Source organism: Streptomyces sp. NPDC055099 (assembly GCF_053607685.1).
Genome location: NZ_JBSGUA010000010.1, coordinates 39,229 through 66,158 on the forward strand (window position 1 = coordinate 39,229; position 26,930 = coordinate 66,158).

22 protein-coding genes are annotated in these 26,930 nt (G+C 71.1%); 9 read left to right on the plus strand and 13 right to left on the minus strand.

The annotated features are described in order from the left end of the window. Positions 1–74: 74 nt before the first annotated feature. Together ACWFRU_RS24060 and ACWFRU_RS24065 are read right to left on the minus strand one after the other, a co-directional pair. Positions 75–899 (minus strand): MOSC domain-containing protein, encoded by an 825-nt coding sequence (locus ACWFRU_RS24060; protein WP_453690088.1) that lies wholly within the window; start codon positions 897–899, stop codon positions 75–77. A 46-nt stretch (positions 900–945) separates the two neighbouring features. Then, positions 946–1,371: a DUF6643 family protein gene (locus ACWFRU_RS24065; protein ID WP_453690090.1), complete on the minus strand. Its 426-nt coding sequence runs from the start codon at positions 1,369–1,371 to the stop codon at positions 946–948. 293 nt (positions 1,372–1,664) lie between these two features. On the opposite strand from ACWFRU_RS24065, the gene ACWFRU_RS24070 reads away from it, so the two are divergent. After that, the gene (locus ACWFRU_RS24070) at positions 1,665–2,969 is read left to right on the plus strand and encodes a TerD family protein (RefSeq protein ID WP_453690091.1); all 1,305 of its coding nucleotides are present in this window, start codon (positions 1,665–1,667) and stop codon (positions 2,967–2,969) included. A 13-nt stretch (positions 2,970–2,982) separates the two neighbouring features. Here ACWFRU_RS24070 and ACWFRU_RS24075 read toward each other — a convergent pair whose 3' ends face one another. Further along, positions 2,983–4,158, minus strand: a complete 1,176-nt coding sequence (locus ACWFRU_RS24075) for a glycosyltransferase (protein WP_453690093.1) — start codon at positions 4,156–4,158, stop codon at positions 2,983–2,985. A gap of 58 nt (positions 4,159–4,216) precedes the next feature. Between ACWFRU_RS24075 and ACWFRU_RS24080 the strand changes: the two genes are divergently transcribed. Together ACWFRU_RS24080 and ACWFRU_RS24085 are read left to right on the plus strand one after the other, a co-directional pair. After that, a complete protein-coding gene (locus ACWFRU_RS24080; RefSeq protein WP_453690095.1) occupies positions 4,217–5,002 on the plus strand; it encodes a glutamate racemase in 786 nt (261 codons plus the stop codon). A gap of 73 nt (positions 5,003–5,075) precedes the next feature. Next, positions 5,076–5,630, plus strand: coding sequence for a hypothetical protein (locus ACWFRU_RS24085; protein ID WP_453690097.1), 555 nt, complete (start codon positions 5,076–5,078; stop codon positions 5,628–5,630). Here the strand turns inward: ACWFRU_RS24085 and ACWFRU_RS24090 are convergent. Continuing rightward, on the minus strand, positions 5,587–6,654 hold the full coding sequence (locus tag ACWFRU_RS24090; protein ID WP_453690099.1) for an O-antigen ligase family protein: 1,068 nt from the start codon (positions 6,652–6,654) through the stop codon (positions 5,587–5,589). The two genes, ACWFRU_RS24085 and ACWFRU_RS24090, sit on opposite strands and share 44 nt — an antisense overlap. Before the next feature lie 222 nt (positions 6,655–6,876). On the opposite strand from ACWFRU_RS24090, the gene lnt reads away from it, so the two are divergent. Both lnt and ACWFRU_RS24100 read left to right on the plus strand, forming a co-directional pair. Then, on the plus strand, positions 6,877–8,502 hold the full coding sequence (gene lnt, locus ACWFRU_RS24095; protein WP_453690100.1) for an apolipoprotein N-acyltransferase: 1,626 nt from the start codon (positions 6,877–6,879) through the stop codon (positions 8,500–8,502). A gap of 10 nt (positions 8,503–8,512) precedes the next feature. Continuing rightward, complete coding sequence (locus ACWFRU_RS24100; protein ID WP_453690102.1) at positions 8,513–8,986, plus strand: NUDIX hydrolase; 474 nt, start codon at positions 8,513–8,515, stop codon at positions 8,984–8,986. A gap of 18 nt (positions 8,987–9,004) precedes the next feature. Here ACWFRU_RS24100 and ACWFRU_RS24105 read toward each other — a convergent pair whose 3' ends face one another. The 3 genes from ACWFRU_RS24105 to ACWFRU_RS24115 are packed head-to-tail and all read right to left on the minus strand — an operon-like array spanning position 9,005 to position 13,648. Next, on the minus strand, positions 9,005–10,567 hold the full coding sequence (locus ACWFRU_RS24105) for a GMC family oxidoreductase (RefSeq protein WP_453690104.1): 1,563 nt from the start codon (positions 10,565–10,567) through the stop codon (positions 9,005–9,007). A gap of 22 nt (positions 10,568–10,589) precedes the next feature. After that, on the minus strand, positions 10,590–12,182 hold the full coding sequence (locus tag ACWFRU_RS24110) for an APC family permease (protein WP_453690106.1): 1,593 nt from the start codon (positions 12,180–12,182) through the stop codon (positions 10,590–10,592). Beyond that, complete coding sequence (locus tag ACWFRU_RS24115) at positions 12,179–13,648, minus strand: aldehyde dehydrogenase family protein (protein WP_453690108.1); 1,470 nt, start codon at positions 13,646–13,648, stop codon at positions 12,179–12,181. Before ACWFRU_RS24115 ends, ACWFRU_RS24110 begins: the two co-directional genes overlap by 4 nt. A gap of 127 nt (positions 13,649–13,775) precedes the next feature. Between ACWFRU_RS24115 and ACWFRU_RS24120 the strand changes: the two genes are divergently transcribed. Further along, positions 13,776–14,975: a methyltransferase gene (locus tag ACWFRU_RS24120; protein WP_453690110.1), complete on the plus strand. Its 1,200-nt coding sequence runs from the start codon at positions 13,776–13,778 to the stop codon at positions 14,973–14,975. Between the two features lie 32 nt (positions 14,976–15,007). Here ACWFRU_RS24120 and ACWFRU_RS24125 read toward each other — a convergent pair whose 3' ends face one another. After that, the gene (locus ACWFRU_RS24125) at positions 15,008–15,838 is read right to left on the minus strand and encodes an oxidoreductase (RefSeq protein ID WP_453690112.1); all 831 of its coding nucleotides are present in this window, start codon (positions 15,836–15,838) and stop codon (positions 15,008–15,010) included. A 108-nt stretch (positions 15,839–15,946) separates the two neighbouring features. Between ACWFRU_RS24125 and ACWFRU_RS24130 the strand changes: the two genes are divergently transcribed. After that, a complete protein-coding gene (locus ACWFRU_RS24130) occupies positions 15,947–16,906 on the plus strand; it encodes a LysR family transcriptional regulator (RefSeq protein ID WP_453690114.1) in 960 nt (319 codons plus the stop codon). Positions 16,907–17,091: 185 nt separating this feature from the next. Beyond that, a complete protein-coding gene (locus ACWFRU_RS24135) occupies positions 17,092–18,168 on the plus strand; it encodes a glycoside hydrolase family 43 protein (protein WP_453690115.1) in 1,077 nt (358 codons plus the stop codon). On the opposite strand, the gene ACWFRU_RS24140 is transcribed toward ACWFRU_RS24135, so the two are convergent. The 3 genes from ACWFRU_RS24140 to ACWFRU_RS24150 form a co-directional block, all read right to left on the minus strand. After that, complete coding sequence (locus tag ACWFRU_RS24140) at positions 18,165–19,481, minus strand: FAD-binding protein (RefSeq protein WP_453690117.1); 1,317 nt, start codon at positions 19,479–19,481, stop codon at positions 18,165–18,167. The genes ACWFRU_RS24135 and ACWFRU_RS24140 overlap by 4 nt on opposite strands. A 32-nt stretch (positions 19,482–19,513) precedes the next feature. Continuing rightward, a complete protein-coding gene (locus ACWFRU_RS24145) occupies positions 19,514–20,716 on the minus strand; it encodes a pyridoxal phosphate-dependent aminotransferase (RefSeq protein ID WP_453690119.1) in 1,203 nt (400 codons plus the stop codon). A gap of 70 nt (positions 20,717–20,786) precedes the next feature. After that, positions 20,787–22,658, minus strand: coding sequence for a glycoside hydrolase family 127 protein (locus ACWFRU_RS24150; RefSeq protein ID WP_453690467.1), 1,872 nt, complete (start codon positions 22,656–22,658; stop codon positions 20,787–20,789). A gap of 297 nt (positions 22,659–22,955) precedes the next feature. On the opposite strand from ACWFRU_RS24150, the gene ACWFRU_RS24155 reads away from it, so the two are divergent. Further along, positions 22,956–23,612, plus strand: coding sequence for a ThuA domain-containing protein (locus tag ACWFRU_RS24155; protein ID WP_453690121.1), 657 nt, complete (start codon positions 22,956–22,958; stop codon positions 23,610–23,612). Positions 23,613–23,688: 76 nt separating this feature from the next. Here the strand turns inward: ACWFRU_RS24155 and ACWFRU_RS24160 are convergent, their stop codons facing one another. Both ACWFRU_RS24160 and ACWFRU_RS24165 read right to left on the minus strand, forming a co-directional pair. Beyond that, positions 23,689–24,186 carry a peptidylprolyl isomerase gene (locus ACWFRU_RS24160; protein WP_453690123.1) on the minus strand — a complete coding sequence of 166 codons (498 nt, stop codon included), beginning with the start codon at positions 24,184–24,186 and terminating at the stop codon, positions 23,689–23,691. 127 nt (positions 24,187–24,313) lie between these two features. Next, positions 24,314–26,803, minus strand: a complete 2,490-nt coding sequence (locus tag ACWFRU_RS24165) for an alpha-L-arabinofuranosidase C-terminal domain-containing protein (RefSeq protein ID WP_453690125.1) — start codon at positions 26,801–26,803, stop codon at positions 24,314–24,316. Between the last annotated feature and the right edge of the window lie 127 nt (positions 26,804–26,930).

Genomic DNA, 26,930 nt, shown 5'->3' on the forward strand with positions numbered 1-26,930 from the left:
GAGAGAGGCAGATCACCCTTCTCATCCACGCTCAACGACCGTGCCGGGCCCTCGAGTTCCCGAGCCGCCGACTCTCAATCGAGGACGGTGAACGCGTCGCCGACCCTGATCGATCCGGTCGTCTCCGGCACCAGATTCTGGCCGAAGACAAGCTGGTCACCGAACCGGCGGTGCTTGGCGAGCGTGCGCAGCGGCTCCTTGCCGCGCTCCGCGCTGCGCTGGTCGGTGGTGGTCACGACACAGCGTCCGCACGTCTTGGCCACCCGGAAGGTGACCTCGCCGATGGCGACGCGCGACCAGTCGTCCTCGGCCCACGGAGCCGTCCCGTCCACGACCACATTCGGCCGGAAACGGTTCATGGGGAGCGGCCCCTCGTCGGAGTGGTCGCCTTGCGCGATGAGCGAGTTCAGGGCGTCGAGGGAGGAGAGCGTGGTCAGGAGCAGCGGATACCCGTCGGCGAAAGAGACGGTCTCGCCGTCCTTGGCGTACGCCGGGTCGATGGGGCGCTTGGTCGCGGGGTCGTCGAGGTGGACGAGCCGGGCGTCCGTGTCCAGGTAGGCGCTGAACCAGGCGTGCGCCGCCGCGTCCGCGGGCACCGCCTCGACCAGGTCCTTCCAGATGTCCACCGTGACGGTCTTGCCCGAGGGCGGCACGGCGACCGTCAGCGGCTCGCGGCCGGGCGCGGACATGCGTATGCCGCCGCCGGGCAGGAGCTCGGCGGCGGCCAACGCCAGCCTCGGATGCGGTCGTTGCGTGATGATTCGTCCGTCGCTGTCCACCAGGACCCACCGCCGGTCACCCGCGAGCCCCCAGGGCTCGACGACGGCCTCACGCGGAGCGTGTCCCCCGACCGCCTTGAGCGGGTAGAAGTGGATCGAGTGCAGCGCTGGATTCGACATGCCGCCATCCTGCCAGCAGCCGCTGACAGGGGCGCATGCGACCGAATCAGTAGCCGCGGTAGGGGCGGTTGTACGGGTCCTCGTACGTCGCCGGGGCGGGGCGGGGTGCCGCGGGGCGCATGGCCTCGTAGCCCGTTCCGGCCGGGGGACGGTGTTGTTGCTGCTGGGGCCCCGGGTAGCCGCGCGGCGCCGAAGGCTGCTGCGGGATGTACGGCGCGGGCGCCTGCTGCAGCGGTGCGGGCTGCTGCGCGTAGCCGTACGAGGGGTTGTGGTGGGACGGGGCTGCGGGCAGCGCGGGAAGAGCCGACTGCAGCGCGGGCAGGTGACTGCCCGTGTCGTACGCGGAGGGGACCCGGATCGGGGCGATCTGAGGAGTACCCCGCTCGGCGACAAGGGAGTCGTAGATCGGAGTGTCCGGGAAGGACGGCGCGGAGTAGTAACCGCCGCCATAGGTGGAGCGGGGGGAGGTCATGACACATAAGTTAAGCCCTTGATGTGCTGGTTGGGGAGACCGATAAGAGGGTTGTTTTACGTGTCGGTAGTGACCGGACGTCCCCAATGTGAGCGAACTTAGGAAAAATCGGTCGCGCGGCGGCGTAGGGATCCTGTAAAAGCCAAGCTCCGTACGGGTTACCGGCGGTTGACGCTCGGTTGACGTGCGGGCCGTGCGGCAGGGTGTCGACGGTGGACATGGGCCTCTCGGGGGTCCGGGTAATAGGTTGGTCATGAACGGGACGGCGGCCTGGCCGGACGTGGCGACTTGCGATGGGGGCGGACATGACAATGCCTAAAGGATCGAATGTTCCCGTGCCGGCACCTGCCGTGCGCGTCGAACTGGGGTGGGCCTCAGGAGCCGGGGTGCCGGACGCCGACGCGTCGGCGTTGCTCCTCGCCGCTTCCGGAAAGGTGCGCTCGGACGACGACTTCGTCTTCTACAACCAGGCGGTCCACACCTCCGGTGCGGTGCGCCACGAGGGCAAGAAGACCGACGGCGGCCGGGTGACCGACGCGCTCGTGGTGGACCTCGCGCGCGTGGAGCCCGCCGTGGAGACCGTGGTGCTCGCCGCCTCGACGGACGGCGGCACGTTCGGGCAGGTCCCCGGCCTCTTCATCCGGGTCGTCGACGCGGCGAACGGCGCCGAGATCGCGCGTTACGACAGCGAGGACGCGACCGTGGAGACGGCGTTCGTCCTCGGCGAGCTCTACCGCCGCCAGGGCGCGTGGAAGTTCCGCGCCGTCGGGCAGGGTTACGGCAGCGGACTCCAGGGGCTTGCCACCGACTACGGGATCTCGGTGGACGAACCGCAGCAGGCGCCCGCGCCCGCCCCGGCCGCGGTGCAGCCGCCGCCCGCGCCGGCCCCGGTGGCTCCCGCCGCCCCCGTCCAGGCCCCGCCGCCACCCGCCGCGTCCCCCGCGCCCGGGGGCCAGCCCGTGCGCCTGACCAAGGTCACGCTCACCAAGGACGCCCCGTCCGTCTCGCTCACCAAGCAGGGCGGCACCTCCGGGGCGATGCGCGTGAACCTCAACTGGGAGGTGCGCAAGCAGTTCAAGGGCTGGGCCAGCAAGCTCGGCCGGGCCGTGGCCATGCACGCGGACCTCGACCTGGACCTGTGCGCCCTGTACGAACTGAGCGACGGCCGCAAGGGCGTCGTCCAGGCGCTCGGCAACGCCTTCGGATCCCTCGACCAGCCGCCGTATCTGCTGCTCGACGGCGACGACCGCACCGGAGCCGTGGCCAGCGGCGAGAACCTCACGGTCAACCTCGACCACATCAAGGACTTCAAGCGCATCGTCATCTTCGTGACGATCTACGAAGGCGCGCGCAGCTTCGCCGACCTGAACGCCACGGTGACCCTGCAGCCGCAGCACGGCGCCTCCATCGACTTCTCGCTGGACGAGTGCACGGTGCCCTCCACGGTGTGCGCGCTCGCGCTGCTCACGAACAACAACGGCGACCTCTTCGTCCAGCGCGAGGCCCGCTACCTGGTCCCGGAGCGCGGCGTGAGCCCGCAGCGCACCATCGACTACGCGTACGGCTGGGGCATGAACTGGACGCCCGGAAGGAAGTAGCGGGGGGGGGGCTTCAGTTCTGCTCGGGAGCGGGGTCGGGGCGGCTGTACGTCCGCCCCTTCCACGCCGCTCCGCGCCCCCTGTAGTGCTGCACCGCCGAATCCACCGTCATGAGGAGGTAGAGGAAAGCGGTGAACGGCAGCAGGGGAGCGAGCCAGAGGGTCTGCCGGTAGTAGCGCAGCATCGGGACGTACGTCGCCGTCATCACCAGCCACGCGAAGCCGCCGAGCACGGCCGGTCCCGCGCTGCCCGTGACCAGCCCGCCGAACAGCGCGACCGGCGGCAGCAGATAGATCAGGGCGAGCCCCAGGACCGTGCCGAGCAGGATCAGCGGGTTGTGGCGGAGCTGGGCGTAGGCGCTGCGCGAGATCATCCGCCATAGGTCGCCGAGCCCGGGGTAGGGGCGCACGCTGTCGACGCGCTCCGCCAGCCCCAGCCAGACGCGGCCGCCCGAGCGCTTCACCGCCCGGGCCAGCGTCACGTCGTCGATCACCGCGTGCCGGATGGAGTCGGGGATCGCCGCGCGCTCGGCGGCGGCCGTGCTCAGCAGGACGCATCCGCCGGCGGCCGCGGCCGTGCGCGAGCCCTTCTTCGCGATCCAGCGGAACGGATAGAGCTGCGCGAAGAAGTAGACGAACGCCGGGACGACGAGCCGCTCCCACAGGCTCGCGACGCGCAGCCGCGCCATCTGCGAGACAAGGTCGAATCCGGCCGTCTCCGCCGCCGCGACCAACTCCCGCAGGCTGTCGGGCTCATGGGCGATGTCCGCGTCGGTGAGCAGCAGATAGCGGGGTGCACGCGCGCGTGCCAGACCGATGCCGTGCCGCAGGGCCCACAGCTTGCCGGTCCAGCCCGGCGGTGGCTCTCCCGGTGAACCGATGGTGAGCGGCAGGCCGCCGTGCCGGTCGGCGAGGGACCGGGCCAGCGTGCCGGTGCCGTCCGAACTCCCGTCGTCGACAAGGAAGATCTCCGCCTGCCCCGGGTAGTCCTGGGCGAGCAGCGAGGGCAGGCTCTCGGGAAGGACGGCGGCCTCGTCGCGGGCGGGGACGATGACGCAGACCGGGGGCCAGACGTCCGGTTCGCGGCGCGGCGGCAGACGCAGGTCCGTGCGCCAGAAGAAGCCCTGTCCCAGCAGGAGCCACAGCCAGGCGGCAAGCGATGCGGCGGCGGTCCACACAACGGCGCTCATCCGCCGCAGTCTGCCCCACGCCGCCGGGCTCAGGAGGCCGATCGACTATGGTGACCGGGTGAAGATCGCGCTCATGGACTCCGGTATCGGCCTGCTCCCCGCCGCGGCGGCGGTACGTCGTCTGCGGCCTGACGCCGATCTCGTCCTCTCCTCGGACCCCGACGGACTGCCCTGGGGACCGCGCACCGCACAGGACATCACGGAGCGCTCGCTCGCCGTCGCGGAGGCCGCCGCCGCGCACCACCCCCAGGCGCTGATCGTGGCCTGCAACACCTCGTCCGTGCACGCCCTGCCCGCCCTGCGCGCCCGCCTCGAACCCGGCCTGCCCGTCATCGGGACCGTACCTGCGATCAAGCCGGCCGTGGCCGGCGGCGGCCCCGTCGCCATCTGGGCCACCCCCGCCACCACCGGTAGCCCCTACCAGCGCGGCCTCATCGAGGAGTTCGCCGGCGGCGTCGCCGTCACGGAGGTGCCGTGCCCCGGCCTCGCGGACGCCGTGCAGTCCGCCGACGAGGCGGCCATCGACAGGGCGGTCGCCGCGGCGGCGGCACTCACCCCGCGTGATGTAAGCGCCGTCGTCCTGGGCTGCACCCATTACGAGCTGGTCGGGGAGCGCATCCGCGCGGCCCTCCAGCAGCCCCACCTGCCGCCCCTGGTCCTGCACGGCTCCGCCGGAGCGGTCGCCGCCCAGGCGCTGCGCAGGGCCGGAGAGCTTCCCGGCCCCGGCAACGGCACGGAAGGCGGCCTCACGGTCATCCTCAGTGGCCGCGCCGCCGAGCTGCCCCTCGCCGCCCACACGTACGCCGAAGGCAGGCTCCTCGCGGCGGCCACTCCCGCACGCTGAGACCCGTACCGCCGGAGTGGTGACGCTCCGCGATGCCGTGCCTTCCCTCCGGAACGTGGGTACTCTCGGTCGCATGAGGGACCACACCCACGGCGAGCGGGGCAGCACGGCCGACGCCCTGCCGGAAGTCTGGACCGGAAGCGCGACCAACCGCGTGCAGTGGCTGCTGGCTCTGGCCGGCGCTCTCTGCCTGGCGCTGGGGATCGAGCTGGCCGTCGACAACATGTGGACGTCCGGGATCGCCGCCCTCGCCATGTCCGTCGTGGGGTGCATCGCCGCCGGGCTGCTGATCCTGTTCGGCACCCTCGCCTTCGTCCATGTCGCCGTGACGGTCGACAAGGACTGCCTGGAGGTGCGCTGCGGGCACATGGGCCTGCCGCGCCGCCGCATCCTTCTCTCCCACGTGGTGGGGGCCGAGTTCGCGCAGGTCGTCTGCCCCAGACAGTGGGGCGGCTGGGGCTACCGCTCGCGGCCCGAACTCGGCACCGCCGTCGTCGTCAGGCGCGGTGAGGGCCTGGTCCTCAGCCTGGGCGACGGCAGGAAGTTCACGGTCACCGTCGACGACGCCGAAGCGGCCGTGCGGATCATCCGCCACCGGCTGTCCCTGGCGGGGCGCCAGGCGGCCTGACCTGCGCCGGTTCATCGCCCAGCGGTCGCGCCGTGGCGATGCCCGCCAGATAGCCCGCTCCCGTCGTCACCGCCGTGAGGCTCAGCGCGTTGCCGACCGACGCCACCGCGGCCAGCGCCGTCAGGGCCGCTCCCGCCGACAGGACGACCTGGGTGGAGCGCGGCGAGCGGTACAGGGCGTACAGAAGCCAGCAGAACACCGCCGCGAGAAGGACCACACCCACCAGGCCCTGCTCGGCCACCTGCTGCAACGGCGCCGAATGGGGCTTGCCGTCGGTCAGGAGATGCTCGGCCACCGTCGGGCTGGAATCGGCGAACCGGCCGGGGCCCACGCCCACCGCGGGTTCCTGGCCCGCGAGCGCCAGCGCGTCCTGCCACAGCTCGACCCGGTGCCCGTCGAGCTGCCCCTCCAGGGACGCGCTCAGCCCCTCCGGCAGTACGTCGTCGGCGATCGCCCAGGTCAGACCGGTCACCACCGCCGTCGCCAGGGCGAGACCCGCCAGGCCGAGCACCCTGCGCCGCATCAGCGCGGTCGCCAGCGAGCACAGCAGGATGCCGGTACAGGCGACGACCCCGGCCACGGAACCCAGCGCCGCGGCGGCCACCACGATCCCCACGGCCAGCAGCCGCATCGCCAGCCGCGTCGAGGCACCGCGGGCCGCCCACGCCGCGGCGCAGGCCGCCCCCGAGGCCAGGATCAAAAGCGCCGCCGTGGCCCCGGTATGGCCGAGCGGCGCCGCGCTGACGGGGCCCGGCGAGAGCTGCGGTGCCGCCGCCGCGAGGCCCACCCCGGCCAGCGCACCGGCACAGGGCGCGGCGACCGGCAGCAGCGCGCCGCAGATGCGCCCGCCCGCGTAGCCCGCGGCCACGGCGAGTACCGCGAGCAGCACTCCCTCGGGCCGGCCGCCGTGCACCCCCGCTGTGATCAAGGTCCAGGCGGCGCACACGCCGAGCAGCGCGCAGCCCGTCGCGTCGGACGCGCTGCGTCTTTCGTATGCCCCTGGCGGCCCGGCCGTAGCGGCCATCCCCGTTGTCCCCACCCCGTCGCCCCCCGCCGTATGACGGGCCCCGAACGCTGTGGCTCGATCCGGCCGCAGGTCAGGGACTCGGGCACACCGTAGTCGCTGGAACGCTGAGATGTGGACGTCTTGCGCAGGAACGATTTGCCGATCGTGTGGAACAAGACCCTCGGCGGCCGGGCACGACCGTCCTGTCTTTGTCCAAGTGACGCGCCGTACACTCCCCGAGTGACCGCCACCACCACCTCCGTAGACGAGTCGGAGCAGCTCGGACCGCAGCCCGCGCCCGTTTCGCGCAAGGCCCGCTTTTTGCGCGCGCTCGTCCCGGCCACCGCGGCGGCACTCTCCGGAGTGCTGCTCTACGTCAGTTTCCCGCCACGCACCCTGTGGTGGCTGGCCCTGCCGGCCTTCGCGGTGTTCGCCTGGTGTCTGCACGGCCGCGGCTGGAAGGCGGGCCTCGGGCTCGGTTACCTCTTCGGCCTCGGCTTCCTCCTTCCGCTCCTGGTGTGGACCGGGGTGGAGGTCGGGCCCGGTCCCTGGCTGGCGCTCGCCGCCATCGAGGCGATGTTCGTCGCCCTCGTCGGAGCGGGCATCGCCGCCGTCTCCCGGCTGCCCGGATATCCGCTGTGGGCCGCCGCCCTGTGGATCGCCGGTGAGGCGGCACGCGCGCGCGTGCCGTTCAGCGGATTCCCCTGGGGGAAGATCGCCTTCGGACAGGCGGACGGCGTCTTCCTGCCCCTTGCCGCGCTCGGCGGCACCCCGGTGCTCGGGTTCGCGGTGGTCCTGTGCGGCTTCGGCCTGTACGAGATCGTCCGGCAGGTGCGCGACGCCCGCGACCCACACGGCCCCCGCGTCGTACGCCGCGGCGCGGCGGCAGCGGCCCTGCTCAGCGTGCTCGTCCCGGTGGCAGGGGCCTTCGCCGCACGCCCGCTCGTCAGTGACGACGCCGAGGACGGCACCGCGACGGTCGCCGCCATCCAGGGCAACGTCCCGCAGGCGGGCCTGGAGTTCAACGCCCAGCGCCGCGCCGTGCTCGACCACCATGTGCGCGAGACCGAGCGGCTCGCGGAGCGGGTGAAGGCGGGCAAGGCGAAGCAGCCCGACTTCGTCCTGTGGCCGGAGAACTCCTCCGACATCGACCCGTTCACCAACCCCGACGCCCACGCGGCGATCGAGCGCGCGGTGAAGGCGATCGGCGCCCCCATCTCGGTGGGCGGGGTCGTCGAGTCCAAGGACGGCAAGCTCTTCAACGAGCAGATCCTGTGGGACCCCAAGAAGGGCCCCACGGACACCTACGACAAGCGGCAGATCCAGCCCTTCGGCGAGTACATCCCGCTGCGCGACGTCGTCGGCTTCTTCAGCAGCGACGTCGGCATGGTGCGCCAGGACTTCAGCCGCGGCACCGAGCCCGGTGTCTTCACCATGGCGGGCACCGAGGTGGGCCTCGCCACCTGCTACGAAGCCGCCTTCGACTGGGCCGTGCGCGACACCGTCACCCATGGCGCGCAGATCATCTCGGTGCCCAGCAACAACGCGACGTTCGACCGCAGCGAGATGACGTACCAGCAGCTGGCCATGTCGCGCATCCGTGCCGTGGAGCACAGCCGCACCGTCACCGTCCCGGTGACCAGCGGCGTCAGCGCGATCATCCGGCCGGACGGCCATGTCTCGCAGAAGACGAAGTGGTTCACCGCCGACTCACTCGTCGAGGAGGTGCCGCTGCGTTCCTCGCAGACCCCGGCCACCCGGTTCGGCACCCTGCCCGAGGGCATCCTCGTGCTGATCGCCGCGGGCGGTCTCGGCTGGGCGGTGACGGGCGCCGTACGGGCCAGGCGCATCCGGCAGGGCCGTTAGGGTCGACTGCATGGCAACTCCTGACTTCATCCGCACGATCCGGGCCGACGCCGGTCACCAGCTGCTCTGGCTCCCCGGGGTCACCGCCATCGTCTTCGACGACGAGGGCAGAGTGCTCCTCGGGCGGCGCTCCGACAACGGCAAGTGGTCGGTCATCGGCGGCATCCCGGACCCGGGGGAGCAGCCCGCCGCGTGCGCCGTGCGCGAGGTCTTCGAGGAGACCGCGGTGCACTGCGTCGCCGAGCGCGTCGTGCTCATCGAGGCCCTGGAGCCGGTCACGTACCCCAACGGCGACACCTGCCAGTTCATGGACATCACCGTGCGCTGCCGCGCCGTCGGCGGCGAGGCCCGCGTCAACGACGACGAGTCGCTCGAAGTGGGCTGGTTCGCGCTCGACCGACTGCCCGACCTGCACGAGACCGGCATCTTCCGGATCAAGCAGGCCATGGCGGAGGACCAGCCCACCTGGTTCGACCGGAGCTGACGGGCCCAGCGGGCCGGCTCAGGTCGCCTTGATCATGTCGGCGCACTTCTCGCCGATCATCATCGTGGTGATGCACGGGTTGACCGCGGGCAGGAACGGCATGACCGAGGCGTCGGCGACCCGGAGCCCGCTGACGCCCTTGACGCGCAGTTGCGGGTCGAGCGGCGAGTCCGCGTCGTCGACCGCTCCCATCCGCACGGTGCCCGCCGGGTGGTAGACGGTGTTGTGGGTCTGGCGGATGTAGGCGAAGAGCTCGTCGTCGGTCGTGGCTTCCGGGCCCGGAGCGAGTTCGGCGCCCGCCCAGTCCGCCATCGGGGCCTGCGCCGCGATCTCCCGGGCGAGCCGCAGCCCGTACGTCATGACGCGGATGTCGTGCTCGTGCGTGAAGTAGCGCGGGTCGACCTTCGGCTTGTCACGGAAGTCGCGGGTGCGCAGCCGGACGATGCCCATCGAGCGGGCCCGGGTGACGTTCGGGGTGAGGCAGAAGGCGTTGTCGGTGGTCGGGTAGCCGCGCCGGTAGGTGTTCATGTCGAAGGGCACCGAGCCGTAGTGGAACATCAGGTCAGGGCGGTCGAGGCCCGGTTCGGTGTCCGCGAAGATCCCGATCTCCCACCACTGGGTGGAGGAGGTGACCATCGGCTGCTTCGCCTCCCACATGATCACGCCCTCGGGGTGGTCCTGGAGGTGGGAGCCGACGCCGGGGGAGTCCACCCGCACCTCCACCCCGCACTCCCGCAGATGCCCGGCGGGACCGATGCCCGACAGCATCAGGAGCTTCGGCGAGTCGATGGCCCCGCAGGCCACGATCACCTCGCGGCGCGCCCCGACGCTGTCGCTGTGAATGGTGTCGGGCTGCAGGAACTCGACGCCCGTGCAGCGCCGGTTCTCGTCGAACAGCAGCCGCCGTGCCTGCAGCCCGGTGCGCACCTCAAGGTTCGGCCGCATGCCGAGGATCGGGTGCAGGTACGACACCGAGGCGGACGAACGGGTGCCGTCCGGACGGGAGTTGATCTGGAACCAGTGCGCGCCGCGCTTCACCGTCTTGCCGGTGTTGAACGGGGTGGTGGGGATACCCGCCGCCGCGCACGCCTCCAGCAGGGCTGATCCGCACGGGTCGTTCGGCGGCACGCTCATGATGTTCACCGGGCCCGAGCGGCCGTGGTGGTCACCGGGCGCGTCGTTGGTCTCCAGGCGCTGGTAGAGGGGGAAGCAGTCCGCCGCGCTCCAGCCCGTGCAGCCCAGCGAGCCCCACTCGTCGAGGTCCTCGGCGGGCGCCCAGAACGCGATGCAGGAGTTGTGCGAGGAGCAGCCGCCGAGCACCTTGGCGCGGGCATGCCGCATGAAGCTGTTGCCGTTCTCCTGCGGCTCCACCGGGTAGTCCCAGTCGTAGCCGGACTCCAGGAGGGCCATCCAGCCCTCCAGGCGCAGGATGTTGTCGTCGCCGACGTCCGAGGGCCCGGCCTCCAGGACGCAGACGCTGACGTCCGGGTCCTCGGTCAGCCGCGCGGCGACGACCGCGCCTGCCGTACCGCCGCCGACCACCACGTAGTCGTACTCGGACCGAGGGCTCTTAGCGGGCATGGTGACTCCAGATCAGCGGGGTTCAGGGGGCGGCCGGGGGCGACGGGGGAGTGGTGGGGTCGGCGGGTGCCTCTTCGAAGCGGTGCTCGGCGAGTACGCCCGCCTTGTGCCGCTGCACGAACCAGTAGTAGGCGAAGCCGCCGCAGGCCACGATGCCGATGAAGACGAACGCGCCCCAGCGCAGGTACCAGTGCTGCGGTCCCGTCGCGTTGTAGACCTCCGCGCGCGGCCAGGCCAGGTTCAGGGACATGGCCGCGCCCCAGAGCACGGCCAGGATATTGACCGGCAGGCCGAACCTGCCGAGCGAGAACTTGCCCTCCGCGGGCTGCCACTGGCCGCGCAGCCGCCTGATCAGCATCGGCAGGGTGACCAGCAGATAGGCCAGGTAGATCATGATGATCGCGATGCTCGTGATCACCGAGAAGATCTGCGGCTGGTTGATGTTGATCACCAGGATGGCGACGCCGACGACGCCGATGATGATCGCGGGCAGCACGGGGGTCTGGAAGCGCGGGCTGACCTTGGCGAGCAGCGAGGAAGCGGGCAGCGTGCCGTCGCGGGCCATGGCGAACGCGAGACGGATGCCCGCCGCCTGGACCGCGAGTTCACAGACGGTGATGGCGACGACCACGCACCACAGCACGATCTCGCCGATCGTCGAACCGAGCGTGCTCAGGACCACGTACTGCAGGCCGTCCACGGACAGTTCCTCCGCGTGCAGGTCCGGCACGGCGAGGAGCGCGAACAGCAGGATGAGCCCGCCGATCAGGAACGAGAAGACGAGCGCCCGCAGGATGGCCCGCGGGGCGTTGCGGCTCGGGTCGAGGGACTCCTCGCCGAGCGAGGACGCGGTGTCGAAGCCGTACATCACGTACGCCGATGCCAGCGACGCCGTCAGGAACGCGCCGAAGTAGCCGAGGTTCTGGCCCTGGCCCAGGCCGCCGGTCTCCATGATGGCGCTGGGGCCGCGCGTGATGTGCGCGGCGAGCAGCACGATCAGGACGACGGCCGCGATCAGCTCGATCAGTACGCCCGCGGAGTTGATCCGGGCCATCAGCTTGACGCCGAACGCGTTGATCAGGGTCGTGAACAGGATCAGCACGGAGCCGAGCAGCACCGCGTTCTTCGCCGCGTCGGTCGTCCCGCTGCCGTCCCCGATGAACTGGAACGTGTCGGAGATCTGCGGCAGCGTGATCTGGTACGCGAGGGCGACCGCCGCCAGGGACACCATGGTGGCCGTCAGCATCATCCAGCCGCCGAGCCAGCCGATGTGCTTGCCGCCGAGCTGTTTGCCCCAGTTGTAGACGGACCCCGCGACGGGGTAGCGGGCGGCGAGCTCGCAGAAGCAGAGCGCCACCATCAGCTGTCCGACGAAGACCATCGGCCAGGACCACCAGTAAGCGGGGCCGCCGAAGCTCACGCCGAAGTAGAAGAGCTGGAAGGTGCCGGTCAGGATCGAGATGTAGCTGATCCCGGCGGCGAAGGTGTGGAAGTTGCCCAGGGTGCGCTTGAGTTCGGGCCGGTAGCCGAGCTTGCCGAGCGCGTCGTCGTCGTCCTGGTGCTGCTGCCGGGCGGCGTCGGCGGCCTCGGCGCCCTTGCCGGGATCCGTGCTCATTCGAACCACCTCTGTGGTGTCGGGGCGAGGTTGCGCCAGATGTGCTTGGCCTCCTGGTACTCGGCGAGACCGGCCGGTCCCAGCTCGCGCCCGAAGCCGGACTGCTTCATGCCGCCCCACTCCGCCTGCGGCACGTAGGGATGGAAGTCGTTGATCCACACCGTGCCCGCGCGCATCCGGGACGCCACCCGGTGCGCCTTGCCGCCGTCCTGCGTCCAGACGGCGCCCGCGAGCCCGTAAACGGTGTCGTTGGCGAGCGCCACCGCCTCGTCCTCGTCCCGGAACCGCTCGACGGTGAGCACCGGTCCGAACGACTCGTCGGTGATCACGGACATGCCCGGGGTGCACTCGTCGAGCACGGTCGGCGGGTAGTAGTAGCCGTCCGCGAGGGCCGCGTCGTCGGGCCGCGCGCCGCCGCACCGCAGCACCGCGCCCTCGGCGAGGCCCGCCGCCACGTACGCCTCGACCTTGTCGCGGTGTGCCGCGGAGATCAGCGGTCCGGTGCGGGCGTCGTCGTCGAAGGGACCGCCGAGCCTGATCCGCTGGGCGCGCGCGACCACCTCGTCGACGAACCTGTCGTGCAGCTCGTCCTCGACGAGCAGCCGGGCCCCGGCCGAACAGACCTGGCCCGAGTGCAGGAAGATCGCCATCAGGGCGTAGTCGACGGCCGCCTCGAAGTCGGCGTCGGCGAAGACGATGTTCGGGTTCTTGCCGCCGAGCTCCAGGGCGACCTTCTTCACCGTGGGGGCCGCGGCGGCCATGATGCGGCGGCCGGTGACGAGCCCGCCGGTGAACGACACCATGTCGACCCGCGGGTCCTCGCTGAGCGGGGCGCCCGCGGTGGGGCCCGCGCCCAGGATCAGGTTGGCGGCACCGCCGGGCAGCCCGGCCTCGGTGAGCAGGCGCATCAGGATGATGGCGGTGTGCGGGGTCAGCTCGCTGGGCTTGAGGACGAAGGTGTTGCCGGCGCCGAGCGCGGGGGCGACCTTCCAGGCGGTCTGGAGCAGCGGATAGTTCCACGGCGTGATCAGCGCGCACACCCCGACCGGCTCGTGCACCACCCGGCTGTCCACCTCCGGGCTGCCGGCGTCGACGACCCGGTCGGTGCCGCCCGCCGCCGTCAGGTTGCCGAAGTAGCGGAAGCAGTTCGCGATGTCGTCCATGTCGTACTCGCTCTCCACGAGCCGCTTCCCGGTGTCGAGGGATTCGGCGCGGGCGAGTGCGTCCTTGTCGCGTTCGAGGAGGTCGGCCACGCGCAGCAGCAGACGGCCGCGTTCGGCCGCCGGGGTGCGGGGCCACGGACCGGTGTCGAAGGCGTCACGCGCGGCGGCGATCGCCGCCGCGGCGTCCTTCGGCCCTGCCTCGTCGACGGTGGCGACCAGGGTGTTGTCCGCCGGGCAGCGGATCTCCCGTGTCTGCCCGTCCACGGCAGTGGTCCATGTTCCGCCGATGAACAGCTCCGGCATGACGGCTCCTCGGGGGGATGGGATGCGCGGGTGCTCCACCAATGGACGCTATGGAGATCGGCCCGCACGCGCACCACAGGAGCCGCTGATCGGGGCAGCCGTCCCCCTCCGTTAGCCTGAAGGCACGATGAACCGGCTGAGCACGTCATGGGGCGCGTACGACCTCACACGATTTCCCGAGGACCCGCGCGACCCGCTGCGCGCCTGGTCCGCCGCCGACGCCTACCTGCTGCGGTACCTCGCGGGCGAGGACGGCGGGCCCGTCGGGGCCGAGGAGGCGGCGAAGCCCGTCGACCTCTCCGGCACCGTGGCCGTCGTCGGTGACCGCTGGGGCGCGCTGACCACCGCGCTCGCCGAACACGGGCCGACGCTGATCACCGACTCGTTCCTCGCGCGCGAGGCGACGCGGGCGAACGTGGCGCGCGCCGGGTTCGCGCCGGACGCGGTGCGCCTGACGACGACGGGCGACGCCCCGCCGAGCCGGATCGACGTACTCCTGGTCCGCGTGCCGAAGAGCCTCGCGCTCCTGGAGGACCAGCTGCACCGGCTCGCGCCCGCCCTGCACGCGGGCACGGTCGTCGTCGGCACCGGGATGGTCACCGAGATCCACACCTCGACGCTCGACCTCTTCGAGCGGATCATCGGGCCCACGCGCACGTCGCTGGCCCGGCAGAAGGCCCGGCTGATCTTCAGCACGCCGGACCCGGAGCGCGACCCCGGTCCCAGCCCCTGGCCGCGCAGCTACGTCCTCGACGACGACTCCGGGGCGGGAGCGGGACTGACGGCCGTCAACCACGCCGGGGTGTTCTGCGCCGAGCGGCTCGACATCGGCACCCGCTTCCTTCTGCAGCACCTGCCGGCCGGCAGGGGAGCCGCCGGGGGCGCCGCGCACGTCGTGGACCTGGGCTGCGGCAACGGCGTGCTCGGCACGGCCGCCGCCGTAGCCGACCCCGAGGCCACGGTCACCTTCATCGACGAGTCGTACCCCGCCGTCGCCTCGGCCGAGGCCACCTTCCGCGCCAACGCCGCCGAGACGGCGCGTGCGGAATTCATCGCGGGCGACGCGCTGGCGGCCGTCCCCGCGGGCACGGTGGACCTCGTCCTGAACAACCCGCCCTTCCACACCCACCAGGCGACGTCCGCCGCGACCGCCTGGCGGATGTTCAGCGGGGCACGCGCCGCGCTGCGCCCCGGCGGCGAGCTCTGGGTGGTCGGCAACCGCCACCTCGACTACCACGTGAAGCTGCGGAAGCTCTTCGGCAACGCTCAAGTCGCCGCCAGTAACCCCAAGTTCGTGATCCTGCGGGCGGTCAAGCGCGACCGCTGACACCGGCCGCTCGCCGCGCCCCCTCGTCTGTCTCAGGCGTCGAAGGCGGTCGCGCGGGTCACCTTCTCCCAGGTCGCGATCTCCGCGCGGACCGAGTCGAGGTGGCCGACGACCGCGTCCACGGCGTCCTCGCCCAGCGGCAGGCGCAGCGGGGTCTCGTCGGCGTCGAGCGCGGTGAGGATCGCCGCCGCGGCCTTGGCCGGGTCGCCGGGCTGCGTGCCGTCACCGCCCGCGACCATCGTGCGGGTGGCGCCCGCCGTCGGCGCGTAGTCCGGGATCTCCACCGGGCTCGCGCTGGTGTTGCCGAACAGGCTCGTCCGGAACGCGCCGGGCTCCACGATCAGGACCTTGATGCCGAGCGGCCCCACCTCGGCGGCCAGCGCCTCGGACATCCCCTCGAGGGCGAACTTCGTGCCGCTGTACGCCGAGAAGCCCGCGAAAGACATCTGCCCGCCCATGCTGCTCATCTGCACGATCGCCCCCGAGCGCCGGGCCCGCATGTGCGGAAGGACGGCGCGGGTCAGCGCGGCGGGACCGAAGACGTGCACGTCGAACAGGGCACGCAGCTCGGCGTCCGAGTCCTCCTCCAGGGCGCCGACATGGCTGCGGCCCGCGTTGTTCACCAGGACGTCGATGCGTCCGTGCCGGTCGGTGACGTCACGCACGGCGGCCTCGATGCCGGCCGTGTCCGTCACGTCCAGGGTGAGGGCCTCGACCTGGTCGGGGTGCGCCGCGACCAGGTCGTCCAGGGAGGACGCGTTACGGGCGGTGGCCACGACCACGCCGCCCGCGGCGACGGCCGCCTCGGTGATCGCCCGGCCGAAGCCGCTGTTCGCGCCTGTCACGAGCCATACCTTCGTCATGCCGAACTCCCCTTGTAAGTACGCCGGTTCACTCATCCCCGGCTCTGGGGATCATCCTGCGGCGGAATCGGATGGCCCGTCCAAGACCTGACGTGATAGCTGATGGTTATGGACTTACACGGCACAGGTACAGGCGCAGGCGTACACGGCACCGACCTGCACGGCAGGGACGTACACAGCAGGGACCTCCGCTACTTCGTCGCGGTGGCGCAGGAGCTGCACTTCACACGGGCCGCCGAGCGGCTCTTCGTCTCGCAGCCCGCGCTGAGCAAGCAGATACGGTCCCTTGAACGGCAGTTGGGCGCCGACCTGTTCGTGCGCGAGAGCCGAGGCGTGCGACTCACCCGCGCGGGTGCGGCGCTCCTGCCGTACGCGCAACAGGTCCTCGACCACTGGCGGTCGGCGGTCGGCGCGGTGGAGCACGCCAAGACCGAGGAGCGGGCGACGCTCTCCGTGGGCATGAGCACGCGACCGGCTCGCGGCGGCATCCTGCCGGCGGTACGGTCCCGCTTCGGCGAAGCCCACCCACAGGCCACGGTCCGTCTCCGGCAGGTGAGTTGGGGGGACGCCAGCGCGGGCCTCGCGGACGGCACGGCGGACGTGGCCTTCGTCTGGCTGCCGCTTCCGGACCTGGAGCGCTATGGGTGGGTGGTGGTCGCCGAGGAGCCGCGCCATGTCGCCCTCCCCGCGACGCACCGCCTCGCGGACCGGGACGAGATCGACTTCGCCGACCTCCTCGACGAACCCTTTCTCGCGCTGCCCCCGAGCGCGGGCGCGCTGCGGGACTACTGGCTCGCCCTGGACGCCCGCGCGGGGCGCCCACCCCGCATCGGCGCGGAGATCGCCAGTACCGACGAGACGTACGAGGCGCTGGTGGACGGCCGCGGGGTCTGCCTGGTCGCCGCGGGCAACGCACCCCTGATCACGCTGGGCGGCGTCGTCACGCGTCCGGTCCGCGGCATCACGCCCAGCAGGTTCGCCCTGGCCTGGCGCTGGGGTGACGACCGGCGCCCGCTGGTGGCCGCGTACATCAAGGCGTGCGGGGAGGCGCTGGGGCGGGCGGAGTAGGGGCTCGGGCATAGGCCGTCCAGCCGCCCGCGGTCACCCGCCCAGGCACCCCCAAGCCGCCCGCGGGTCCATCTCGCCGCATCTCGTCGCAACCGTTGACCTTGCCCCAACACCCCCTTACCGTTTCGGCGTTCGGAGTATCAGATGGCGTTCGAAATGACGAACGTCGGCGTGAGGGGAGCCGCATGAGCCACAGTGAAGTACCCAGTCGCAGAACCATGTTGAGGGGGACGCTGGCCGTCGGCGCCCTCGCCGCAGCACCCGCCCTCACCGCCGCACCCGCGCTCGCCCAGGCGCCCGCCCACGTGGCCTCCCGGGCCCCGGCCTACCGCAATCCGCTCGTCGAGCAGCGTGCCGACCCGCACATCCAGCGCCACACCGACGGCCACTACTACTTCACGGCGACATCACCTGAGTACGACCGCATCATCCTGCGCCGCTCCCGCACCCTGCGGGGCCTGACGCGCGCGGACGAGTCCGTCATCTGGCGGCGGCACACCAGCGGCGACATGGCCTCGCACATCTGGGCGCCGGAACTGCACCACATCAACGGCAAGTGGTACATCTACTTCGCCGCGGCCCCCGCCGACGACGTGTGGAAGATCCGCATCTGGGTCCTGGAGAACGCCAACGCCAACCCCTTCAAGGGAGCGTGGACGGAGAAGGGGCGGCTCACCACGGCCTGGGACACCTTCTCCCTCGACGCCACAACTTTCACGCACCGCAGCAGCCGCTACCTCGCCTGGGCGCAGTACGAGCCCGGCATGGACAACAACACCGGCGTCTTCCTCTCCCGCATGGCAAACCCCTGGACTCTGACGGGCCCTCAAATCCGCCTGACCACACCCGAGTACGACTGGGAGTGCGTCGGCTTCAAGGTGAACGAAGGTCCCAGCGTCATCCAGCGCAACGGCCGCGTCTTCCTCACGTACTCGGCGTCCGCGACCGACTTCAACTACTGCATGGGGCTGCTCACCGCGGACACCCGCAGCGACCTCATGAACCCCGCGTCCTGGGCCAAGTCACCGACCCCCGTCTTCACCAGCAATGACACGACCAAGCAGTACGGCCCCGGGCACAACTGCTTCACCGTGGCCGAGGACGGCCGCACCGACGTCCTCGTCTACCACGCGCGCCAGTACAAGGACATTGTCGGCGACCCCCTGAACGACCCCAACCGGCACACCCGCGTGCAGGGGTTCGGCTGGAAGGCGGACGGCACCCCGGACTTCGGCATCCCGGTCGCCGACGCCGCGTCCTAGGACAGCGGCCCGAGGAAACGCCGCACGAAGGCGTTGCGGAACTTCCCCGCCGGGTCGAGGCGTGCGGCGAGCGCGGCGAAATCAGCCGCGTGCGGATAGCGCGCGCCCAGCTCGGCGGGGTCCGCGGCGAACACCTTGCCCCAATGCGGACGGGCCTCCAGGCGCGCCATGCGTTCCTCGACGCGTGCGACCACCGGGAGCACGGCCGCCGCGTCGGGCACCCAGGTGAAGTGGAACGCCACGGTGTCGCGGCCGTGCGCGGGGCTGAGCCACTGGGCGTCGGCGGCGACCGTGCGCACCTCGCACACCTGAAGGACCGGCGCCACCTCATCCCTGAGGGAGTCCAGGGCGTGCAGGGCCGTCAGGGCGTGCACGCGCGGCAGCAGATACTCCGACTGGAGCTCGGCGCCGCTGCTCGGCGTGAACTCGGCCCGGAAGTGGGGCAACCGCTCGTGCCACGGACCCGGAACACCCAACTGCTGGGTGCAGTTGACGGCGGGCATGCCCGGCACCGGGTGCTGCGGCGCGGTCGCGGGCGCCGCCCAGGGAAAGTCCACGGGAGCCTCGCCGCGCTGCTTGAGCCACACCTGGTTGAAGCGCGGCCCTCGCCAGTCGGTGAACAGACTCACGCTGTACGCAGCCGACGTCACCGCCTCGAAGTCGAGGCCGGCCAGCGGGAGCTCGCCGAACACGTGCTGGCTCACCCCGAAGTCCGGCTCCAGATCGAGGGTGAGCGAGAGGACCACGCCGAGCGCGCCGAGCGAGACGACGGAGCCGTCGAACCCGTCGTCGCCGCGGTTCAGCACCACCGTCTCCCCGTCGGCGGTCACCAGCTCCACCGCCCGCACGATCTCCGCGAGCGACTGATTGCCGTTGCCGGAGCCGTGCGTCCCCGTGGCGACCGAACCGGCCACCGAGATGTGCGGCAGCGAGGCCATGTTCGGCAGCGCGAGCCCGAACGAGGCCACGTACCGCGCGAGTTCGGCGTACCGCACGCCGCCCGACACGCGTACGGTGTGCGCCGAGGTGTCCACGTCGATGGACGGCTCAAGAGCGGACAGGGACAGGAGCACCGCGTCCGCCGCGTCACCGTCCACGTCGGCGATCCGGTTGAACGAGTGGCCGCTGCCGAGCACCCGCACCTGCCGACTGCCCGCGACGAGCGCCCGCACGGCGGACGGCGAGGTGGGCCGGTGCAGCTCACGGGCCGAGAAGGTGATGTTCCCGGCCCAGTTGGTCACGGCCCCCACGGTGCCGTCCCGGCCGGTGGCCGTGCTTCGTCGGCTGTCCGCGCCTGCCCCCGTTGTTTCCATGGTCACGATTTTACGGCTCGGGGCCGGCGGACTCAGGCCCGCATCACCAGCCGGTCCACCGCCGGGTTCCCCGAGCCGTAGGGGACCGGCAGGAGGCCGGGGGTGTCGGCGCCGGTCGCGTACAGCGTCTGTTCCAGGGCGCTGATCAAGGGTTGCACGTCGACCGGTGGGCGGACCACCAGGCGCAGGAAGCGGCTTGAGCTGCCGATCTTGTTGCCGCACTCGCGCACCAGGATGCCGTGCTCCGCGAGCAGCCGGTCGCGCAGGACCGCTCCGTCGACCCCGTCGGGAAGGCGCACGTACACGAAATTGCCCTGCGAGGGATAACTGGTGAGTCCGGGGAGCCGGCCGAGGTGCCAGATCATCTCCTGGCGGTCGCGGCGTACCTGACGCAGGCTCAGGTCGTAGGCGTGGCGGTGCTGTCTCAGCATGAACACCACGGTCTCCGCGAAGGAGTTGAGGTTCCACTTCGGCAGTGCGGCGCGTACCCGGCCCGCGAGGCCTGGGTTGGCGACTAGGTAGCCGAAGCGCACGCCGTGCAGCCCGAAGTTCTTGCCGAGGCTGCGCAGCACGATGACGTTGGGCCGCAGGACCGCCTCGTCGGCGACGCTCGACTCCGGTCCCGCGTCGGCGAACTCCAGGAACGACTCGTCCACGACGACCAGGTCGAGATCCTGCAGCGCGTCGAGCAGCGCGAGCACCGAGCGGCGCGGCAGCATGCCTCCGTCCGGGTTGTTGGGGTTGCAGATGACCGCGGTGCGCGAGCCGCGGGCCCGCACGAAGTCGACGAAGGCAGCCGGATCGAGCACGAAGCCGTCGGCCTCCGGAAGGAGGTACATGTCGACCCGTTTGCCGGTCTCCATCGACTGGTCGGTCCACCGCCCGAACGTCGGCACGGGCACCGCGAGCGCGTCGCGCACCAGCAAGTGGTCGATCCAGGTGATGAGTTCGGTCGAGCCGTTGCCCATCACGACGGTCTGCGGGTTGAGCCCGAGCACGGCGCTGAGCTCGGCGGTGATGGTGTCCGCGCCGCTCGGGTAGTACGTGAGGATGTCCCGCAGCCGGCCGCCCAGCTCCTCGTACATCTCGGGCGTGGGGAAGTACGGATTGCACGGGATGCAGAAGTCGACGAGCGGCCGTCCGCTGTCCGCCGCCGCCCTGTTCAGCGCGGAGTACGAGGGGGTGTGCGCGGTGGACGCACGGAAGAGGGCGGTGACGTTGCCCGCGTCTGCCATGGGAGCACTCCGGATGGGGGAGGGTGGTGTCTCCCGTACATACGTACGCGGGTGAGGGTGTGCTCATCCGTCAGCTTCGTGGAATCCAGACCCGCATGGCCCCCTCTTCCCGGTGTGCCCACGCGTAGTAGGGCACCGCCGTCAGCGGGGTGGGTGTCCCGTCCGAGCGGCGGTGGCCGGTGGTGGTGACGACCGTGACGCCGCCCAGGAGGTCCGGGCGGTGCTCGGGGACGAGGCGGGCGTCCGGTGCCAGGGTCACCTCGTCCAGGCGCGGGGCCACCCGCTGGTCGACGCCTTCCAGGCAGTACACGAGGGGTCCGCGCTCGATGGCGAGGCAGCCGCGCACGGCGTCCACCCGTGGGTCGGGCTCCGTGAGGCGTACATCCAGGGCGAGGTCGAGGACGACGCGCTCGCCGGGCAGCCAGCGGCGGCGTATCCGCAGCCAGCCGCCGTCCGCTTCGGTGCGGTCCTGCCGGTCCGGCGCGGCCACCGTGAACTCGGCGCACCAGGAGGGGATGCGCAACGAGAGCGTCCAGTCGCGGTCAGCCGGTGCCGCGTCGACGGTGACCGTGATGCGGCCCTTCCACGGGTAGTCGGTCCCGACCGTGACGGCGCCGCCCGTGTCCGTCGCGTATGAGCCCGTCGCGTACTGGTGCAGTTGCAGGCCGTCCGCGTCCCCGCTCGCCACGTAGTGGGGGAGCGAGGCGAGCAGCCGCATGACGTTCGGCGGGCAGCACGCGCAGCTGAACCACGGCGTGCGGCGGGGCGCCTGGTCGCCGGTGCGCGCCTCGTGATCGTCACGCACCTGGAGCGGGTTGACGTACAGCCAGCGGTCACCGTCGAGGGCGACCCCGGACAGGAAGCCGTTGTAGAGGGTGCGCTCGACGAGATCGGAGTAGCGGGTCTCGCCCGTGAGCAGCGCCATCCGCCAGGACCACTGCACGGAGGCGATGGCCGCGCAGGTCTCCGCGTACGCCCGGTCCGGCGGCAGCTCGAAGGGGTCGCCGAACGCCTCGCCCTCGTGGCGTGCGCCGACACCGCCCGTGAGATACGTCTTCGTGGCGGCCATCGAGTGCCAGAGCCGCTCCAGGGCCTCGCGCAGGGTCGTCTCGCCCGTCTCCACGGCCAGGTCGGCGGCCCCGGCAAGGAGGTACAGCTGACGCACGGCGTGCCCCGTGACGGTCGGCGCCTCGCGCAGGGGCAGGTGGTCCTGCCAGTACGCCGGGCCCGGATCGCGGGCGCGGTCGATGCCCTCCGCGAGCAGTCCGTGGCCGCGGCGGTCGGTGAGGTGGCCCGCGAGGTCGAGGAAGCGCCGCTCGCCGGTCTCGCGGTACAGCTCCACGAGGGCGGTCTCTATCTCGGGATGTCCGCAGATTCCGTGCTTCTTCTCCGTTCCCTCGCTCGTCGCGTCCGGTCCGAAGAGGGCGTCGATGTGCGTGGCGAACCGGACGGCCACGTCCAGGAGTTCGCGGCGTCCGGTGGCCCGGTGGTGGGCGACGCCCGCCTGGATCAGATGGCCCGCGCAGTACAGCTCGTGGCCCCAGTCGAGCTCGTTCCAGCGCCGGTCGGGGCGGGCGACCTGGTAGTACGTCTGGAGGTAACCGTCGGGGTCCTGGGCGGCGGCGACGAGCGAGGTCAGCCGCTCCACGTCCGCGGCGAGACCGTTCGCGTGCGGGCCCGGTTCGTCGGCCAGCTGCCAGGAGGCGGCCTCCAGCCACTTGTGGACGTCGGAGTCCTGGAACGGGAAGTCCCCGGTGAAAACTCCCGCACCCTCGGCCGCGGCCCGCAGGTTGGCCAGGTTGCCGGCCTGTTCGAGGCGCTCGGGTCCCAGCGGGATGCTCACCGAGGCGTTGGTGTGCCGCCGGGCGGCCCAGAAACCGTCGGTGATGCGTGCGGTGGCCGCCGGGCGCAGGGCGGTGTGGGCGTGGGAGCGAAGGCGGATGGGCCCTTGCGAGCCCTGGGGCCCATGCGAGCCATGGGGTCCCTGAGATCCCGCGGGCTTCTGAGATCCCTGAGGTCCCTGGGGCTTCCGAGATCCATGGGGTGCGGGCGAGGGCGGGAGATCGGGCATACGTGCCATTCCTCGGTGCCATGTGCGTTCGATATCTAGAACATCGTTCGGACATCTGCTACTGGCGCTGACGCTACCGTGGGCCGCGGGGCGCGGGGGAGTGGTCGGCCGCATCCGGCACTTTCGCCTCACGCCTGCCCCCGGCCACGGCTCCTACGATCGGGAGCCATGAGCCCCCGCCTGCTGATCTACAGCCGAACGACCGCTTACCGGCACGCCTCGATCCCCGCCGGGGTCGCCGCCCTGCGCGAGCTCGCCGCCGGGATCGGTTGCCCGGCCGACGCGACCGAGGACCCGGCCGCCTTCGAGCAGGACCTGTCCGCTTACGCGGCGATCGTCTTCCTCTCCACCAGCGGCGACGTCCTGACCCCGGCCGGGCGGTCGGCGCTGCGCGCACACCGGTCGGCGGGCGGCGGCTTCCTGGGCGTCCACGCCGCGGCCTGCACCGAGTACGACTGGCCGTACTACGGAGAGCTCCTCGGCGCGCGCTTCGCCCGCCACCCCGCGCTCCAGCCCGGCCGCCTGATCATCGAGGACCACACGCACCCCGCCACCGAACACCTCCCCGCCACCTGGGAGTTCACTGACGAGTGGTACGACTTCCGGGCCTCGCCGCGTGATGCGGTGCGGGTCCTGGCCTCCGCCGACGAGACCTCGTACGAGGGAGGCGGCATGGGGGCCGACCACCCCCTCGTGTGGTGTCACGACCACGGCGGCGGCCCGGTGTTCTACACGGCCCTCGGCCACGCCGCCGAGGCCTACGCGGACCCGGTCTTCCGCGACCACCTCCTGGGCGGCCTGCGGTATGTGACCGGCGTCGGCTGACGGGCCCGCGCATGGGTGAGCCCCCGCCCGGTGGGGGCGGGGGCTCATGCACCAGGTGCCAGGGGTACCAGAGGTGCTAGAGGGTGCCGGAGGCGGAGATGGCGACCTCGGCCTTGGTGGCGCCCGACTGTGAGCCGAAGCTCTCGATCTTCTTGACGAGGGCCATGCTCTCCTCGTCCGCGACCTCACCGAAGACCACGTGCTTGCCGTCGAGCCAGCTCGTGACGACCGTGGTGATGAAGAACTGCGAGCCGTTCGAGTTCGGGCCCGCGTTGGCCATCGAGAGCAGGCCAGGCTTGGTGTGCTTGAGCTGGAAGTTCTCGTCGGGGAACTTCGCGCCGTAGATGCTCTTGCCACCGGTGCCGTTGCCGGCGGTGAAGTCGCCGCCCTGGAGCATGAAGTCCGGGATGACGCGGTGGAACTTCGAGCCCGCGTAACCGAAGCCCTTCTCGCCGGTGGCGAGCGCGCGGAAGTTCTCCACGGTCTTCGGCACGACGTCGTCGAAGAGGTTGAACGTGATGCGGCCCTCGGGCTTGCCGTCGATGGTGATGTCGAAATAAGCCTTGATTGTCATGGTCCTCATCCTGTCATTGCCCTGTCCCCACTCGCCAACCGAACCCCCCGAAGAGCCTGCCTTTACCCGTTTGACCAGGCATGATGGCGTTTGTGCCCAGGGCGCGCGCCGCGCTGAACGATCTTCTTCAGCCGGTTCGGACCCTCATGAAGGTGATCGAGTTCGCCGGGAACGTGTACGAGAACGAGTCGGAGACGCCCCGGAACGTCGAGGTCACCGGCTTGACCGGCGTCGCGTCCTTCGTGTTCTCCGCCCCCGGGTCGGCCGCGAGCGTGGTCACCCTGGCGCTGGGCCCCACCTTCGTGGCCGCGCCGAGGGCGATCTTGGTGCGCGCGTCCGAGCCCTGTGCGTTGACGACCTTGACGATGAGGTCACCGGTGGCCTTGTCGCGGGTGACGACCTGGCGGAACGGCTCGGCCGGTTTGTCGTCCGTGAAGGACCCCCACTTCTTGCCGTCGAGGAAGAGGGTCACCTGACGCCCGCGCACCTCCACGCGCAGGTCGTAGCTGCGGCTCCTCTCGATGGTCGTCGTGTCCTGGACCATGGTCTGCTTCGCGCCGTCGACGCTCTTCTCGACGGCTGACTGGGTGTTGTTCCAGCCGCCCAGGTTCCACCAGTAGTGGTTGCCGGTGTCCTTGACCCCGAAGGCGACCATGAAGCCCTCCTTGCCGGACTTCTTGGTGGCCTTCACGTTCAGGTCGTAGTTCTGCCAGCTCTTGTCGCCCGCCGTGACCAGGGTGTTCTCCGCGGCTTCGTCGGACTGGACGTACGCGCCGTCCTGGACGGCCCACGTTCCCTTGTCCGCCGCCTTGCTCCACTGGCTGTCACCGCCGGAGAAGTCGTCGGTCAGAAGCGTCCTGCCGTCCTCACCGGTGACCTTCACGTCGTCGTACGCGGCGCTGGTCGCCCAGGTGGACAGGCCGACGGCGCCGGTGATCGGGCCGGACGTGGCGGGGGTGCCGGACGCGGTGGACGGCACGACCTCGTCGCCGACGTTGCGCATGAAGAGCTTCTGCGTCTCGTAGTTGGCCGAGCCCCATGACTGGTCGTTGTCGTACCAGATCATGTTCGGCTTCCACTGCACGTAGTCCTCGTTGGCGAGCAGCGGGGCGTACGAGGCGAGCTTGACGACGTCCGCGTTGCGCTCCAGGCCCGTCATGAAGGCGGCTTCGGAGAGGGCGTTGGAGAACTTGTTGCCCTGCGAGGCGTACTCACCGAGGAAGACCTTGGGTCCCTCGCGGTCGTAGGAGTCGTAGCGGTCGTTGTTCTCCAGGAACCACTGGGGGCTGTTGTAGTAGTGCTCGTCGACCATGGCGACGTCGGCGTCACGGTTGAGCTGCCAGGCCTTGTCGAACGTCGAACCGCTGTCGTCGGGGCCGGAGTTGGAGATGACGGTGATGTCCGGGTACTTCGCCTCGATGGCCGCGCGGAACTCCTTGAAGCGGGCGAAGAACTCCTCGGGGAGGTTCTCCTCGTTGCCGACTTCCAGGTGGGTGAGGCGGAAGGGCTTGGGGTGGCCCATCGCGGCGCGCTTCTTGCCCCACTCGCTGGTCGCCGGGCCGTTGGCGAACTCGATGAGGTCCAGGGTGTCCTGGATGTGCCGCTTGAGGAGGGCCGGATCGTCGGTGGCCTTGTTCTGGCCGCAGCCGGTCACCAGGGCGGGCACCACGGGCAGCGGCATCGCGCCGGTGTCCTCGGCGAACTGGAAGTACTCGTAGTACCCGAGTCCGTAACTCTGGTTGTAGCCCCAGAAGTTGGCGTTGGTGGCGCGCTGCTCGACCGGCCCGATGGTGTCCTTCCACTGGTAGGAGCGCTGGCGCTGCCAGCCGGACTTCTCGTCGTACGCCTCGTGGGAGCCGGTGTTGACCAGGCAGCCGCCGGGGAAGCGCAGGAAGCCGGGGTCCAGGTCGGCGATCTTCTCGGCGAGGTCCTTGCGCAGGCCGTTCGCGCGCCCCTTGTAGGTGTCGCGCGGGAAGAGGGATATCTCGTCGAGCGCGACGGCGGCGCCCGAGGTGACCGCGAGGCGACCGGTGGCGGAGGTGCGGGCGGCGGTGAACGTGGCCTTGTACTTCGCCCAGCCGCCGCGCGCGGTGACGCGGCGCGCCGGGGCGAGGTCGCCGGAGGTGTCGCGCAGGGCGACGGTCAGCGGTGCGCGCTGCGTACCGCCGGTGCGGGCCCAGACCGAGAAGTCGTAGCGCTTGCCCTTGGTGACCGCGATGCCGGTGTTGTAACCGGAGTTGGTGACGGTCGAACCACCCTCCAGGGAGAGGTAGTTGCGGTTACGGGCGTTGAGGCGGCCGTCGTCGTTCACCACCTTCGCGGAACCGGAGCCGGATGCGTCCCACGAAGTCAGCGGCGTATAGGCGGCGTTGTCGGCCGTGGAGTACTCGAAGGAGCGGTTCTGGACGAGTTCGGCGTAGAGGCCGCCGTCCGCCGCGCGGTTGATGTCCTCGTAGAAGACGCCGTACATCGAGTCGTCGATCTTCGCGCCGATGCGGGCCGTGTCGACGTCGATGGTGTAGTCGGTGGGTTCGGCCGCGGCGGTGGGTCCCGCGGCGAGCGTTCCGGCGAGCAGAGCCCCCAGGGTGAGCCCGAGTCTCCATCGTCTGCGTGCCATGCGTACCCCAGTCCTGTGCGACGTGTGCGGTATTTCGAACGCTGATCAGTGGGTCGAACGGCAACTTAGAGAGCGGGGAGCGGCGCGTCAACGCATCGCGCAGGAAGTGGCCCAGGTGAACTTCCGG